General features: G+C 69.7%; 12 protein-coding genes. 7 read left to right on the forward strand and 5 right to left on the reverse strand.

Features of this window, described 5'->3' with window-relative positions:
• Positions 1–23 precede the first annotated feature (23 nt).
• The gene (locus SACMADRAFT_RS06060; protein ID WP_009152907.1) at positions 24–1178 is read left to right on the forward strand and encodes a CaiB/BaiF CoA transferase family protein; all 1155 of its coding nucleotides are present in this window, start codon (positions 24–26) and stop codon (positions 1176–1178) included.
• Between the two features lie 22 nt (positions 1179–1200).
• Here the strand turns inward: SACMADRAFT_RS06060 and SACMADRAFT_RS06065 are convergent, their stop codons facing one another.
• Entirely contained in the window at positions 1201–2247 is a 1047-nt protein-coding gene (locus SACMADRAFT_RS06065) for a sigma-70 family RNA polymerase sigma factor (protein WP_009152908.1), read from the reverse strand.
• A gap of 73 nt (positions 2248–2320) precedes the next feature.
• Here SACMADRAFT_RS06065 and SACMADRAFT_RS06070 point away from each other — a divergent pair, with 73 nt between their 5' ends.
• Together SACMADRAFT_RS06070 and SACMADRAFT_RS06075 are read left to right on the forward strand one after the other, a co-directional pair.
• Positions 2321–3139 carry an alpha/beta fold hydrolase gene (locus SACMADRAFT_RS06070; protein ID WP_009152909.1) on the forward strand — a complete coding sequence of 273 codons (819 nt, stop codon included), beginning with the start codon at positions 2321–2323 and terminating at the stop codon, positions 3137–3139.
• A 61-nt stretch (positions 3140–3200) separates the two neighbouring features.
• On the forward strand, positions 3201–4904 hold the full coding sequence (locus SACMADRAFT_RS06075; protein WP_009152910.1) for a beta-propeller domain-containing protein: 1704 nt from the start codon (positions 3201–3203) through the stop codon (positions 4902–4904).
• A gap of 10 nt (positions 4905–4914) precedes the next feature.
• Here the strand turns inward: SACMADRAFT_RS06075 and mtnA are convergent, their stop codons facing one another.
• On the reverse strand, positions 4915–5925 hold the full coding sequence (gene mtnA, locus SACMADRAFT_RS06080) for an S-methyl-5-thioribose-1-phosphate isomerase (protein WP_009152911.1): 1011 nt from the start codon (positions 5923–5925) through the stop codon (positions 4915–4917).
• 144 nt (positions 5926–6069) lie between these two features.
• On the opposite strand from mtnA, the gene SACMADRAFT_RS06085 reads away from it, so the two are divergent.
• The 4 genes from SACMADRAFT_RS06085 to SACMADRAFT_RS06100 all read left to right on the forward strand — a co-directional run bounded on the left by SACMADRAFT_RS06085 (position 6070) and on the right by SACMADRAFT_RS06100 (position 11458).
• A complete protein-coding gene (locus SACMADRAFT_RS06085; protein ID WP_009152912.1) occupies positions 6070–7422 on the forward strand; it encodes a TrpB-like pyridoxal phosphate-dependent enzyme in 1353 nt (450 codons plus the stop codon).
• Positions 7423–7604: 182 nt separating this feature from the next.
• Positions 7605–8813 (forward strand): cysteine desulfurase family protein, encoded by a 1209-nt coding sequence (locus SACMADRAFT_RS06090; RefSeq protein WP_040926135.1) that lies wholly within the window; start codon positions 7605–7607, stop codon positions 8811–8813.
• Between the two features lie 3 nt (positions 8814–8816).
• A complete protein-coding gene (gene mnmA / locus SACMADRAFT_RS06095) occupies positions 8817–9908 on the forward strand; it encodes a tRNA 2-thiouridine(34) synthase MnmA (RefSeq protein WP_009152914.1) in 1092 nt (363 codons plus the stop codon).
• Between the two features lie 32 nt (positions 9909–9940).
• On the forward strand, positions 9941–11458 hold the full coding sequence (locus SACMADRAFT_RS06100) for an acyl-CoA synthetase (RefSeq protein WP_009152915.1): 1518 nt from the start codon (positions 9941–9943) through the stop codon (positions 11456–11458).
• A gap of 8 nt (positions 11459–11466) precedes the next feature.
• Here the strand turns inward: SACMADRAFT_RS06100 and SACMADRAFT_RS31355 are convergent, their stop codons facing one another.
• The 3 genes from SACMADRAFT_RS31355 to SACMADRAFT_RS06115 all read right to left on the reverse strand — a co-directional run bounded on the left by SACMADRAFT_RS31355 (position 11467) and on the right by SACMADRAFT_RS06115 (position 14216).
• The gene (locus tag SACMADRAFT_RS31355) at positions 11467–12009 is read right to left on the reverse strand and encodes a TA system VapC family ribonuclease toxin (protein ID WP_408640351.1); all 543 of its coding nucleotides are present in this window, start codon (positions 12007–12009) and stop codon (positions 11467–11469) included.
• 250 nt (positions 12010–12259) lie between these two features.
• Positions 12260–13303 (reverse strand): MBL fold metallo-hydrolase, encoded by a 1044-nt coding sequence (locus SACMADRAFT_RS06110; RefSeq protein WP_009152916.1) that lies wholly within the window; start codon positions 13301–13303, stop codon positions 12260–12262.
• A gap of 79 nt (positions 13304–13382) precedes the next feature.
• Positions 13383–14216 carry a nitrilase-related carbon-nitrogen hydrolase gene (locus SACMADRAFT_RS06115; protein WP_009152917.1) on the reverse strand — a complete coding sequence of 278 codons (834 nt, stop codon included), beginning with the start codon at positions 14214–14216 and terminating at the stop codon, positions 13383–13385.
• Positions 14217–14251: the final 35 nt, after the last annotated feature.

The following is a 14251-nucleotide window of genomic DNA, read 5'->3' on the forward strand; positions in this document are numbered from 1 at the left end:
GACAGCCGATACAGTCTTGCCGCATGAGCACGCTCCCGCTGGCCGGTATCACGGTCGTCGCGCTCGAGCAGGCCGTGGCGGCGCCGTTCGCGACACGGCAACTCGGCGATCTGGGAGCCAGGGTCATCAAGGTCGAGCGACCGGGAACCGGCGACTTCGCACGCGCCTACGACGAGACGGTGCGCGGGATGTCGAGCCACTTCGTGTGGCTCAATCGCAACAAGGAAAGCATCACCCTGGATGTCAAGGACCCTGGCGACCGCGACGTGCTGGAGGCGTTGCTGGCAGGGGCCGACGTGTTCGTGCAAAACCTCGCCCCCGGCGCGGCCGACAGGCTTGGTCTGTCGCCGGACACGCTGCGGTGCCGCTTTCCGAGGCTGATCGTGTGCAACATCTCCGGCTACGGTGCCGCCGGGCCGTACCGCACGAAGAAGGCCTACGACCTGCTCGTGCAGTGTGAGGCCGGGGTGGTGTCACTCACCGGAACCCGGGAGGAGCCGGCGAAGGCGGGGATCCCGGTCGCGGACATCGCCGCCGGGATGTACGCGTTCAGCGGCGTGCTCTCCGCGCTGTACGAACGCGAGCGCACGGGCGAGGGCACCAGCTTCGACGTCGCGATGCTCGACGCGCTGGGGGAGTGGGTCGGGTTCCCCTACTACTACGCCGCATACGGGGGCAGCCCGCCGCCACGCAACGGCGCGAGGCACGCCGCCATCTCGCCGTACGGTCCCTACACCGTTGGGGACGGCTCCGTTGTGTTCATCGGCGTGCAGAACGAGCGGGAGTGGAAGGCGTTGTGCGAACACGTCCTGGCCGATCCCGCCGTCGCCGACGACGCCCGGTTCGCCCGCAACTCGCTGCGCGTCGAGCACGACGCCGAGTTGACCGAACTGATCGAGCGAGCGCTGCGGCACTCGGATGCCGACGATGTGGTGCGGCGCCTCGACGAGGCGGGCATCGCCAACGCGAGGATGCGCACGATGGCGGAGTTCGCCGAACACCCGCAACTGGCCGCACGGCAACGGTGGGCGAGTGTGGACTCCCCGGTCGGACAGTTGCGTGCGCTGCTGCCCCCGATCGACGTGTCGGGCAGGACCCCGCGCCTCGATCCGGTACCGGAGGTCGGGCAGCACAGTGCCGCGATCCGCGCGGAACTGGGCTTCGGGGAAGAGCCCTGAGCCGATCCGGTGCTTCCCTCGGTCAGTGGACCGAAGCAGGCAACCCGAACAGTTCGAAGTGTTCGCGGCCCACGAAAGACGTGATCTCCGTGATCCGGTCGCCGCGCAGGGTGAGCACATTGATCGACCAGGCGACGTACGCACCGATCTCGCCGTCCCACAGGAAGCAGGCGACGGCAGGCTGGCCGTTCGCGCGGGTCGGCCGGTGTCGCCACGCCCCGCATCCGGTCAACGGGACCTGAACAGCGAAGTCGGTCACGGCGGCCAGGCCCCGATACCAGTGCGGCAGCGGTGGCATGGACCAGGTGACGTCTTCGGTGAGCAAAGCCACCAGCGCGTCGGCATCGCCGCGTTCCAGCGCCACGCAGAACCTGGTCGTGATAGCCCGCACGCGGTCGTCGCCCACTTCGCGCAGGGTGCGTTGTTGTGTGCGAGGAGGGACCTTGTCGGCCACGATCCGCCGAGCCCGCTGCAGCGCGCTGTTCACCGATGCGGTCGAGGTCCGCATCGTTCGGGCGATCTCGGCCGCGGAGAACCCGAGCACGTCGAAAAGCAACAGCGCGGCGCGCTGGTTTCCCGGTAGATGCTGTATTGCCGCGACGAAGGCCAGCTCGACAGCCTCACGCTGCTCGTATCGTGCGCCGGGCTCGCCGAACCCGTCGCGGAGGTCGTGGTCGGGATAGGGCCCCAGCCAGGCGACATCGGTCCGTGGTGCGTCGCCGACGACCACGCGTTCGCTCGCGGGACCCAGGTCCACCGGCAGCGCACGCCTGTTCCTGCGCTCGACCGAGTCCAGGCAGCACCGGGTCGCCACCGTGTACAGCCAGGAGCGCAGTGAGCCGCGACCGGAGTAACCCGCGAGCCCACGCCAGGCTCGCACCAGCGCTTCCTGCAGCGCGTCGTCAGCGTCGTGTGCGGAGCCGAGCATGCGGTAGCAATGGGCGTGCAGTTCCCCTCGCAACGGAGCCACCAGCCTGCTGAACGCGTCACCGTCCCCCGCCTGCGCGAGGGTGAGCTCATCGTCCTCGGGGACCGCCGCCTGTGCGGCAGGCGAAAGATTTGTCCGCACGAGCGATGAGTATGCCGCACCCGAGACGGTCTCTTCCGCGACCGAACATCGAATGTCGAAACGGAGGAGTTCAATGAGCAACCCCAGCACGATCGCCACCCTGCGGGTAGCCGATGCGCGGCTGTACTACGAGATGCGCGGCAACGGGCCGGTCGCGTTGCTGGTCGGCGCGCCGATGGACGCGATGTCGTTCGCGCCGCTGGCCGACCTGCTCGCCACCGACCACACCGTGATCACCACCGATCCGAGAGGCATCAACCGAAGCGTGCTGGACGACCCCCACGCCGATTCGACACCGCAGTCGCGGGCCGCGGACCTGGCCGGCCTGTTGTCGCACGTCGGGGGTGGGCCCGCCGTGGTCCTCGGTTCCAGCGGCGGTGCGGTGAGCGCGCTGGCACTCGCGCAGGTCCGTCCCGACCTCGTACACACCGTGATCGCCCACGAGCCACCGCTGAACGACCTGCTCGACGACCGCGATCGATTGCATGCGGCGACCGAGGAGATCGTGGCGACCCACCTGCGTGGCGATGTCGAGGGCGCCTGGCGCAAGTTCCTCGAACTGGCCTGCATCCAGCTGCCCGAGGAGGTTTTCCAGCAGCTGGCAGGGGGAGAACGCACCGCACAGCAGGTCGCCGACGAGCACTACCAGCATGCGCACATGCTGCGCCCGACGACCAGGTGGCGGCCCGATCCGGTCGCCTTGCGGTCGACCGCCACCCGCATCGTGGTGGGCATCGGCGAGGAATCCGGCGGCCAGCTCTGCGAGCGCACCTCTGTCGCACTGGCCGAACTACTCGATCTGGAACCCACCAGGTTCCCCGGTGGCCACATCGGTTTCGTGGAGGACCCGGCTGCGTTCGCCACCCGGCTTCGCGCGGTGCTCGGCCGGTAACCGCCGCGGCCGATGCGCCGCTCGTGCAACCGAAGGTGCGGCCACTTCCGTCCGTTGCGGCATGAGAAAGCGCTTGGCCTGGTGGCTCGCCGCCGTTTCGCTCGCGGTGGGAGCCTGCGGCTCGCCCGAAGCAGCCCCGCCGTTATGGAACCAGCGGGCACAGGCCGGGCTCGTGGCGTTCGAATCCTGTGAGCAGGTGTTGCGAGAGCTGCGGGAGGCCTACGCGACCGTGCCAACGCGGGGCGCCATCACGGAAGGGGAGGTGGGCGCGGCGCCCCCCGACGGCAAGGCCGCTGTCCCGCAGGCTCCTGCCGGCGCGGAGCGGGGTGGTGGCGCCGACAGCGCGGACAGCGCCGAACCCGCACCGGGGCATTCGACGACGAACAACCACGAACAGGGGGTGGCCGAACCCGACCTGGTGCAGACCGACGGTCGCAGGGTGGTCACCGTCGCCGACGGGACGCTGCGTGTCATCGACGTGGCGAACCGGCGCACCACGTCCAGAGTGTGGCTACCGGGTGGTGCGGGCGAGGAGTTGCTGCTGTTCGGTGATCGGGCCCTCGTGGTGGGGCAGGGCACGAGCATCACGCTCGTCGAGCTGTCGGGCCAGGCGCGTGTTCTCGGCACGCTGCGGATCGAGGGCGGCTACGTCGACGCCAGGATGGCAGGCGGCCGCGCACGCGTCGTGGTCAGCTCGACGCCCAGACTCCCCGTTCCACCAGGGGAACCGGCATTCGACGCCGCCACCGTCGACGACTGGTTGCCTTCCTACGAGCTGACCACACCCCAGGGCAGTCGCAGCGGCAGGCTCGTCGACTGCGACCGCGTTAGTCACCCCGACACCTACACCGCGACGTCCTTCCTGACCGTGCTGACCTTCGACCTCACCGCACCGCTGGGCACCGGTGACCCCGTGACGGTCGCGGCCGACGGCGGCACCGTCTACGGCACGGCGCGCAGTCTCTATCTCGCCCACGAAACCGGCTACCGCACCGAGATCCACCGGTTCGACCTCACCGGTGCGGGCCCGGCCGAACACGTCGCCTCCGCTGCGGTGGAGGGCACCCTGCTCAGCCAGTATGCGATGTCCGAACACGACGGTCACCTGCGCGTGGCCACCACGCGGCGATCGGACAACGTCGTGACCGTGCTCGCGGCGAGTGGCTCGACGCTGACCAAGGTCGGTTCGCTCGCAGGACTGGGAAGGAACGAGCAGATCTATGCGGTGCGCTTCTTCGGCACGACCGGCTACGTCGTGACGTTTCGCAGGACCGACCCGCTGTACACGCTCGACCTCACCGACCCCACCGATCCCGAGGTGGTGGGGGAACTGAAGATCACCGGGTACTCCGCCTACCTGCACCGCGCGTCGGACGGCAAGCTGCTCGGTGTCGGGCAGGAGGCCGACGAACTGGGCAGGACGACGGGGCTGCAGGTGTCGCTGTTCGACGTCACCGACGCGGCGCGCCCGCGCAAGGTCGCCGAGCACGAACTCGTCGGCGGCAGGGCACAGGTCGAGTCGCAGACCCATGCGTTTCTCTACTGGGAGCCCACCGGCCTGCTCGTGCTGCCCACCGACACCGACGCGCTGGTGCTGCGGCTGGCGGGGCACCGGTTCACCGACCTCGGCACGATCGGTCGTGGCCTGCCCGTCCGGCGCGCGCTCGTGGTCGGCGACGAGGTGTGGGTGGTGTCGACATCCGGGATCGGTGTGCACGACGAGAAAACCCTGGCCGAGCTGGCCTGGCTGCCGTTCGAGGCGTGAACGCGCCGGTTCAACTCCTCACGTGGAGCACGCCGTGCTCGGTGACCACGGCGGTCACCAACTCCGCCGGGGTGATGTCGAAAGCGGGATTGAACACCTGCGCGCCCTGCGGAGCAACGCGGGTGCCCGCGACGTGGGTGATTTCCTCGGCGGGCCGTTGCTCCAGCACGATGTGCGAGCCGTCCGGCAATTCACGGTCCACAGTGGATTCCGGTGCCACCACGAAGAACGGGATGTGGTGCCTGGCCGCCGCGACCGCAAGGGCGTAGGTGCCGATCTTGTTGGCGACGTCGCCGTTGGCGGCGACGCGGTCGGCTCCGACGAGCACGCAGTCCACCAGCCCCGTGGCCATGGCGGCGGGGGCCGCGGAGTCGGGCAGCAGCCGGTAGGGCACGCCCAGCTCTGCGAGTTCCCACGCGGTCAACCGGGAGCCCTGCAGCAGCGGCCGGGTCTCGTCGGCGAGCACGTACTCGACGTGCCCGGCAGCGTGCAGGTGCCGCACGACGCCAAGCGCGGTTCCCCAGTCAACGGCGGCCAGCCTGCCGGTGTTGCAGTGGGTGAGCAGCCGCAGCGGGCGCCGCGAGCAGTGCCGCAACACGAGGTCGGCGGCGTTGCGAGACGCCTGCTTGTTGACCAGCTCGTCCTCGGTCAGCATGGCCACCGCCTCGGCGGTGACGGCATCGGCGCCACGTGGCAGGGCGGCGAGCGCGCGCTCCACACCCCAGCGCAGGTTCACCGCGGTGGGCCTGGCGCTGGCCAGCCGCTCGGCGTCGGCAGCGACCGCGTTGGTCGCGTCGGTGGCGCCGGTTGTGCCGCCGGGGCCCCGGTGCAGCCGGGCGGACATGGCCACGCCCAGCGCGCCCGCCGCGCCGAGGGCGGGCGCGCCCCGCACCGCGAGGCGCTTGATGGCGTCGACGAGTTCGTCGATCGTGGTCAGCCGCAGCGTCCGGTAGCTCTCGGGCAGCGCGCACTGGTCCACGATCACGACTGCGTCGCCGTCCCAGTCGATCGTCCTGCTCACGCTCCCATTGTCGCCCGGGGCCGCCGAGGGCCTTAACCCACATGCACATCCCCCTTCACTCTGGTGCGACGCCCGGGCGCTTTACTACGGTCACCCGGAAGCGAAGTTGTATCGCTCACCCCGGCGGAACCATGTGGAGGCGCGATGGCCGGCCGTACGAAGTACCTGCTCGACGAGGAAGACATGCCCACCCAGTGGTACAACGTCGTCCCAGACCTGCCGCAGCCGCCACCCCCACCGCTGCACCCGGCGACGAGGGAGCCGGTGGGGCCTGCCGACCTCGCGCCGCTCTTCCCGCAGGCCCTCATCGAGCAGGAGGTGACCACCGAGCGCTATGTCGACATCCCTGGCGAGGTCATCGACGTCTACCGGCTGTGGCGGCCCTCCCCGCTGTTTCGCGCCCGCAGGTTGGAGAAGCTGCTCGACACCCCCGCCCGCATCTACTACAAGTACGAGGGCGTGAGCCCGGTCGGCTCCCACAAGCCGAACACGGCGGTGCCGCAGGCGTTCTACAACTCCGCGGAGGGCGTCACGCGGCTGACCACCGAAACCGGCGCCGGGCAGTGGGGCAGTGCGCTTGCATTCGCCTGCGCCACCTACGGGCTCGACTGCGAGGTGTGGCAGGTGCGCGCCTCCTACGACCAAAAGCCCTACCGCAAGATCATGATGGAGACCTTCGGGGCGACGCTGCACCCGAGCCCGTCCGAGCTGACCGAAGCCGGCCGCAAGATCCTGGCCGAGAACCCCGACTCCACCGGCAGCCTCGGCATCGCCATCAGCGAGGCCGTCGAGAAGGCGGCAGGCGACCCCGACGCCCGCTACGCGCTCGGCAGCGTGCTCAACCACGTCCTGCTGCACCAGACGGTGATCGGCGAGGAGGCCATCAAGCAGTTCCAGCTCGCCGAGGACACGCCGGACGTCATCGTCGGCTGCACCGGGGGTGGCTCCAACTTCGGCGGGCTGGCGTTCCCGTTCCTGCGGGAGAAGCTGGCAGGCAGGATGGACGTGGACATCCGCGCGGTCGAACCGGCCGCCTGCCCCTCGCTCACCAGGGGCCGCTACGCCTACGACTTCGGCGACACCGCGGGCCTCACACCGCTGCTGAAGATGCACACGCTGGGCCACGGGTTCATCCCCGACCCTATCCACGCAGGCGGGCTGCGTTATCACGGCATGTCGCCGCTGCTGTCGCACATCTACGAGCTCGGCCTCATCGACGCTCTCGCCGTGCCGCAGCAGGAGTGCTTCGCGGCAGGCGTGCGGTTCGCCCGCACTGAGGGGATCATCCCGGCTCCCGAGCCGACCCACGCGCTCGCCGCCTGCATGCGCGAAGCTCTCAGGTGCAAGGAGACCGGTGAGGAGAAGGTCATCCTCACCGCCCTCTGCGGGCACGCCCACCTCGACCTGCCGGCCTACGCCGCCTACCTCGGCGGGCAGATGGTTGACAACGAACTGCCGCAGCACGCGCTGGACACCTCCCTCGCCGGTATCCCGTAACGGCTGCGCGACCGGCGCGAATGCCGACCGCGCGCCGGTCGCGCAGCCACCGGGACGGCACGGGCGCCCGCGAAGCGGCGCCGGGCGAGACAGGTAAGCCGAAAGCCGCACCGCTCGGCGCGCCGGCCGGGTCGGTGGTGCCGCAGTACCTGCCCTCGCGGCACGACTACCCTGGAAAGGCGATGACCTACCTCGACCACGCGGCGACCACCCCGATGTCGCCGGAGTCCCTCGCGGCGATGACCGACGCGCTGTCCACGCTGGGCAACGCGTCGTCGCTGCACTCATCAGGGCGAAGGGCACGCAGGGTCGTGGAGGAGGCGCGCGAGACCCTTGCCGACGCGATGGGCGCGCGGCCATCCGAGGTGATCTTCACCGGTGGTGGTACCGAAAGCGACAACCTCGCGGTCAAGGGCATCTACTGGGCGCGAAAGCGTGCGGACCCGGCTCGCCGCCGCGTGCTCGCCAGTTCCGTGGAGCATCACGCGGTGCTCGATGCCGTACGGTGGCTCGGCGACCACGCGGACGCCGAGGTCACCTGGCTGGAGGTCGACGAGCACGGAAGTGTGCGGCCCGACACGTTGCGTGCCGCGATCGAGAGCGCACCCGACCAGGTCGCACTGGTCACGGTGATGTGGGCCAACAACGAGGTCGGCACCGTGAACCCGGTGGCCGAACTCGCCGCGATCTGCGCCGAACACGGCATCCCGATGCACACCGACGCCGTGCAGGCGGTCGGTGCCGTGGAGGTCGGTTTCGCCGCCAGCGGCGTGAGCGCGCTGACACTGACCGGGCACAAGATCGGTGGACCGTACGGCATCGGGGCGCTGTTGCTGGATCGGGAGACGCCGTGCGTTCCGCTGTTGCACGGCGGCGGTCAGGAGCGAGAGGTACGGTCGGGGACGCTCGATGTTCCCGCGATCCACGCGTTCGCCACCGCGGTTCGCGCGGCTGTCGAGAAGCAGGCCGAGCACTTCTGCGCGCTCACCAAGCTGCGCGACGACCTGATCGATGCCGTGTTGCGCGAGGTCCCCGACGCCGTGCTCAACGGCCCGCCCGCCGACGCCGCCGACAGCAGGTTGCCGGGCATCGCGCACTTCACCTTCCCGGGTTGCGCGGGAGACAGCCTGCTGATGCTGCTGGACGCCAAGGGCATCGAGTGTTCCACCGGATCGGCGTGCACGGCTGGAGTCGCCGAGCCCAGCCACGTGTTGCTGGCGATGGGCGCGGACGCCGCCTCGGCACGCGGTTCGCTGCGATTCTCCCTGGGGCACACCTCCACCAGCGCCGACATCGAAGCGGTGAGCAGGGAGATCGGCGCGGTCGTCGCCAGGGCCCGGCAGGCCGGGCTCGCAGGCATGCGCAAGCACAAGCCCGAGCAGGAGGGGTAGCCGATGCGGGTACTGGCCGCGATGAGCGGTGGGGTCGACTCGGCCGTCGCCGCCGCCCGCGCCGTGGAGGCCGGACACGACGTCGTGGGCGTGCACCTGGCACTTTCGGCGAAACCCGGCACGCTGCGCACGGGAGCGCGCGGCTGCTGCACGATCGAGGACGCCCACGACGCGCGGCGGGCGGCCGACATCCTTGGCATCCCGTTCTACGTGTGGGACTTCGCGGAGCGCTTCACCGAGGAGGTCGTGGAGACCTTCGTGGGGGAGTACGCGGCGGGCCGCACCCCGAACCCGTGCGTCACCTGCAACGAGAAGATCAAGTTCGAGGCGCTGCTCGACAAGGCGATGGCGCTCGGCTTCGACGCGGTGTGCACGGGACACTACGCACGGCTGGAGGTCGTGGACGGTCGACCGCAGCTTCGGCGTAGCGCGGACGAGGGCAAGGACCAGTCGTACGTGCTGGCCTCGCTGCGGCCCGAGCAGTTGCGGCACGCCATGTTCCCGCTCGGCGGGTCCCGCAAGTCCGATGTTCGCGCCGAGGCGGCCGAGCGCGGGCTCGCCGTCGCCGAGAAACCCGACAGCCACGACATCTGCTTCATTCCCGACGGCGACACCAGGAAGTTCCTGGAGTCCAGGCTGGGCGAGAGCCCTGGCGACCTCGTCGACGCCGAGACCGGGGCGGTGCTCGGCAGGCACACCGGGGTGCACGGGTTCACCGTGGGCCAGCGCAAGGGGCTCGGCATCGACAAGCCCGCACCCGACGGCAGGCCGAGGTACGTGCTCTCGCTGGAGCCGGTGTCGGGCACGGTGAAGGTCGGTTCGGCGAACCGGCTGGAGGTGACCCGCATCGACGGCGAGCGGCCGATCTGGCCGAGCGGGTGCCCGCTCGAGGGTCCGACCGAGTGCGTTGTGCAGGTGCGTGCCCACGGTGGTACGGCGCGTGCCGTCGCGGAGGCCGCGGACGGGGAGGTGACCGTGCGGCTGCGGGAACCGCTGAGTGGGGTCGCTCCCGGCCAGGTCGCGGTGCTGTATCGGGACGAAGGCGAGGCTGGCGACCTGGTGCTGGGCAGTGCGAGGATCGCTGCCACGGCGTGACCACGGCGCCGAGGGTTGGCGGGAGGAACTCGATGACGAGCATGCTCAGGTCCAGCACGGTGTCCGACGTCCTGCGGCGAAGCGCCGCGCGGGTGCCGAACCGGACGGCACTGCGGTTCGCGGAGCGGGAATGGACCTATCGTGAGCTCGACGCCGCGGTCACCAGGGCGGCGGCGCACCTGCTCTCGCTCGGTCTGCGCCACGGCGACCGGGTGGCCGCCTACGGCAAGAACTCCGACGCCTACCTCATCGGTTTCCTGGCCTGCGCCAGGGCCGGTCTGGTGCACGTGCCGGTGAACTTCAACCTCACCGGCGACGAGCTGGGCTACTTGGTCGAGCAGTCCGGAAGCAGTGTCGCGCTGGTGGACCCGGGGCTGCGGGGCAACGTCGACGCGCTCGGCCTTGCGCTGAAGCACGTCCTGCCGCTTCGCGATGCCGAGGGCAGCCTGCTGGAGGTGGCGCGCGAATCGACGGCGCCCTCGCTCGACGTCGAGGTGGCCGACACCGATCTGGCTCAGTTGCTGTACACCTCGGGGACCACGTCGCGGCCAAAGGGCGCGATGATGACCCACAGGGCGCTGGTTCACGAGTACGTGTCCTGCCTTGTCGATCTCGACCTCACCGAGCACGACGCCCCGCTGCACGTCATGCCGCTCTACCACAGTGCGCAACTGCACGTGTTCCTCATGCCGTGGCTCGCCGTCGGTGCCACCAACACGCTGCTCGAGGTGCCCGATCCGAACGAGATCCTGCGCAGGCTCTCCGCCGACCGGCACGGCGCGTTCTTCGCGGCTCCGACGTTGTGGGTCGCGCTGGCCAACCATCCCGAGTTCGGCGAGCACGACCTTTCGGCGCTGCGCAAGGCCTACTACGGCGCCTCGATCATGCCGGGCCCGGTGCTGGAGCGGCTGCGCGAGGCCATGCCGGAGTTGGGTTTCTACAACTGTTTCGGCCAGTCGGAGATCGCGCCGCTTGCCACCGTGCTGCGTCCCGAGGAGCACCAACAGCGCCCGGATTCGGCGGGCAGGCCGGTGTTGTTCGTGGAGCTTCGGGTCGTCGATCCCGACGGCAACGACGTCGCGCCCGGTGAGCAGGGGGAGGTCGTCTACCGGTCGCCGCAGTTGTGCGAGGGCTACTGGGACAAGCCGCAGGAGACCGAGGAGGCCTTCCGTGACGGCTGGTTCCACTCCGGTGACCTGGTGCGCATCGACGAGGAGGGCTACCTCTACGTCGTCGACCGGATCAAGGACGTGATCAACACCGGTGGCGTGCTGGTCGCCTCGCGCGAGGTGGAGGACGCGCTCTACACCCACCCCGCCGTCGGCGAGGTGGCCGTGATCGGGCTGCCGGACGAGAAGTGGATCGAGGCGATCACAGCCGTCGTGGTGCCCAAGGGTGAAGTCGGTGAGGACGAACTGCTCGGCCACGTGCGGGGCAAGCTGTCGTCGTTCAAACTGCCCAAGGCGGTTCGCTTCGTGGAGGACCTGCCGCGCAACGCCTCCGGCAAGATCCTCAAGCGGGAGCTGCGGGACCGGTTCGCCGCGTCGTGACTGCCGGGTTACTCACGTCTCGGGCAGTGTGTCGACGGTGATCGACGGATAGCGCCTCGCGAACCGGGTGTCCAATGTGACCAGTGTGTTTCCGCTGCCTGCGCGAACGCCGCCAGATAGTCGTCGGTCCAGAGTTTGTGGCTGTTGTCGGTGCGGGCCGAGATCGCTCGCCAGACATGCTCCAGCTGCGTCGGCTCACCGGCCCAGCGCACTCGGTCGTCGCTGCGAAGCATGTCAAGAACCTTCCACGCGTCGGTTGGCGCCAGGACGTCTTCACCCAGCACGGCGGGGTGGGACAGGAGTCTCAGCAAGCCCAGCTGCGCGACCCTGCACAAGAACAGTTCGCCGTCGTGCTCGGTGAACCACGACGCGACGCGTGGGTGGTGGGCATGCCCTGCCCAGACAGCGGCAAGCCAGACACACCGACATCGAGCAGCATCAGCAATTCCCGTGCTTTTCGGCTTCCTCCGAGGTGAAGACTGCTTCGATGCCCGCGTTGGTGGTGTTGACCGTGCCGGGGCGGCGCTGCTCACCAGCGGTAGCCGCACCATCGTGTGTTTCTCGGACGTGGGGAAGGTGCCGAGTTCGTGCACCACCGCGCGGGTGAGGAACTCCTTCAGCGTTTCTCCTCGGGCCGCCGCCTCGGCTTTCGCGGCACGTAGCAGCTCCGTCGACAGCTCGTGTGCTCCAGGCGGGACGCGGGTCTGGTGTCGGGTGGAGCGCGGAACTCGCGGTCGGGACCGGGGAACTCGCCGACGGGAACGCAGGACTCGCCGACGGGAACGGGGGACTCGCGGGGGTTCAGGGAAGGGTGTAGTGGCGCACCCCTTCGGTTTTGATCGCGGCGAGCTTGCCCTGCAGCACGAGCAGGTCCAGGTGGGCCGCGGTCTCCAGCACCGCGAGCATCTGGTTGAACGCGTCGAGGTCCGCCAGCGCGTGCTGCCTTCGCGTCCACGTCAGCCGAAGCGCCGACTCGTAGGCGGTGGCCGCGCCACCTGCGACGGTCTCGCCGATCTCGGTGAGTCGCTGCTCGTGGTGGGCCAGCAACTCGTCCACCCGCGCGTGCACGCTGGGCGAGACGGGGCCGTGCGCGGGCAGCAGTCGCCTGTCCGGCATCGCCCGCACCAGCCGCAGTGAGCCGAGGTAGTCACGCAACGGCAGTTGCGAGGGTGCGGGCTGGAACCCGATCGACGGCGTGATGTGCGGCAGCACATGATCGCCGGAGAAGAGCAGCCCCGCCGCGTCGTCGGCGAACACGACATGGCCCGCCGTGTGGCCGGGGGTGTGAACCACGTCGAGTTCCCTGCCCACGTGCACGGTGCGCCTGCCCGGTGTCAGCCACTCGTCGGGGTCCTCCCAGTAACTCTCGTCGGTGGCGGGCCGCCTGTCACCGAACACCCGCGTCAGCGCCTCGACCACTGCCTCGCCGCCCGCTTCACGCAGCAGCCGCACCTGCGCCGCCATCGGCCTGCTCGACGGGTCCGCGGTGATCTTCAGCGAGGGCTCCTCCAGCATGCCGAGCGCAATCCGGCCGCCGAACTTCCTGCGCAGCGCTACGGCGAGCGTGTAGTGGTCGCGGTGCACGTGCGTGATGAGGAACTGGCTGACATCGGCCAGGCCCGCGCCCAGCCCCCGCAGCGCGGCCTCCAGTTGCTGGTGGGCCTCGTCCAGAGCCCAACCGGAATCGATGAGTACGAGCGAGTCGCCGCTGGTGATGGCGTAGATGTTCACCGCTCGCAGCGCGTCGTGCGGAAGCGGCAGCGGGATGCGGTACACCCCGGGAGCCACCGAGTACACGCCGGGCTCGGTCCAGTGGCGGCTGTTGTCGTCCTCGCGCGGTTCCATCCCACGATCAGAGCAGGTCGCACGCCCGGACAGGAGTCCGGTGAGACCGACATCACTGAGCGCCTGCTTAGGCTGCCGGTCAGTCGTCTCCGCTCTCGTTGATCAGGCGTTCCAGTTCTCGCCGCAGCAGGCCCAGCCGCGCGTCGGCGAGCAGCGGGATCTCCCGCCTGCGCCTGCGCACCGCCGCCGGATCGATGTCGACGATCGTGAGAGCCTCGTCCCAGGTCGCGGCCGTCGCAACCACGGAGCCCCACGGATCCAGCACCCGCGAACCACCCCAGAACCGCACGCCCGCCTCGTCACCGACACGGTTGACGAACAGCACCCAGCACTGCTGCATCCGCGCGGTGAAGGTGAGCAGGTCGTGCCAGTACTCGGCAGGGTCGAACGAACCACCGGTGAGCTTCGCCGCGCTGTTGGCGGGCACGATCAACAGCTCCGCACCGTCCTGCGCCGCCAGCCACGGCAGCATCGGCTGCCACGCGTCGTTGCAGATGAGAGTGGCGAACCTGCCGTGCTTGGTGTCGAACGCCCGCATGTGCTGGCCGGGGCTGGCGTGCTTGCGTTCCTCCCAGATCAGGTAGTTGGGCAGGTACAGCTTGCGGTGGTTGTGGACCAGCTGGCCGCCGGACAGGTACAGCGCCGAGTTGTGCCGCCGGATCCGACCGTCCTCGAGCAGCCCGATCACCACGTCGGGCCCGTGCCGCGCGAGGTCGGCGAGCCGAGGGTCGTCCGGCCAGAGCGAGATGTCGTCGGCGAGTTGCCCCAGCGCGTACCCGGTGAGACTCAGTTCGGGAAACACCACGAGGTCCGCGTCGTCGGCGGCGGCGTCCTTGATGATCCGTTCGGCATCGACCAGGTTGCCCTCCACGTCGCCGAGCCGACAGTCGGTCTGCGCGAGTGCCACTCTCATGCGTCTCACCTCCCCATGTCCGAAGCGGGCGCGGA

Origin of the sequence: Saccharomonospora marina XMU15 (assembly GCF_000244955.1) — a bacterium.
GTDB classification, from domain to species: domain Bacteria; phylum Actinomycetota; class Actinomycetes; order Mycobacteriales; family Pseudonocardiaceae; genus Saccharomonospora_A; species Saccharomonospora_A marina.

What these genes read in the sequence shown, in the direction of transcription:
- SACMADRAFT_RS06085 (WP_009152912.1), top strand. Translation starts at nt 6,070, where the DNA reads ATGGCCGGCCGTACGAAGTACCTGCTCGACGAGGAAGACATGCCCACC.
- SACMADRAFT_RS06060 (WP_009152907.1), top strand. Translation starts at nt 24, where the DNA reads ATGAGCACGCTCCCGCTGGCCGGTATCACGGTCGTCGCGCTCGAGCAG.
- SACMADRAFT_RS06075 (WP_009152910.1), top strand. Translation starts at nt 3,201, where the DNA reads ATGAGAAAGCGCTTGGCCTGGTGGCTCGCCGCCGTTTCGCTCGCGGTG.
- SACMADRAFT_RS06110 (WP_009152916.1), bottom strand. Translation starts at nt 13,303, where the DNA reads ATGGAACCGCGCGAGGACGACAACAGCCGCCACTGGACCGAGCCCGGC.
- SACMADRAFT_RS06115 (WP_009152917.1), bottom strand. Translation starts at nt 14,216, where the DNA reads ATGAGAGTGGCACTCGCGCAGACCGACTGTCGGCTCGGCGACGTGGAG.
- SACMADRAFT_RS06090 (WP_040926135.1), top strand. Translation starts at nt 7,605, where the DNA reads ATGACCTACCTCGACCACGCGGCGACCACCCCGATGTCGCCGGAGTCC.
- SACMADRAFT_RS31355 (WP_408640351.1), bottom strand. Translation starts at nt 12,009, where the DNA reads ATGGTGCGGCTACCGCTGGTGAGCAGCGCCGCCCCGGCACGGTCAACA.
- SACMADRAFT_RS06100 (WP_009152915.1), top strand. Translation starts at nt 9,941, where the DNA reads ATGACGAGCATGCTCAGGTCCAGCACGGTGTCCGACGTCCTGCGGCGA.
- SACMADRAFT_RS06070 (WP_009152909.1), top strand. Translation starts at nt 2,321, where the DNA reads ATGAGCAACCCCAGCACGATCGCCACCCTGCGGGTAGCCGATGCGCGG.
- mnmA (WP_009152914.1), top strand. Translation starts at nt 8,817, where the DNA reads ATGCGGGTACTGGCCGCGATGAGCGGTGGGGTCGACTCGGCCGTCGCC.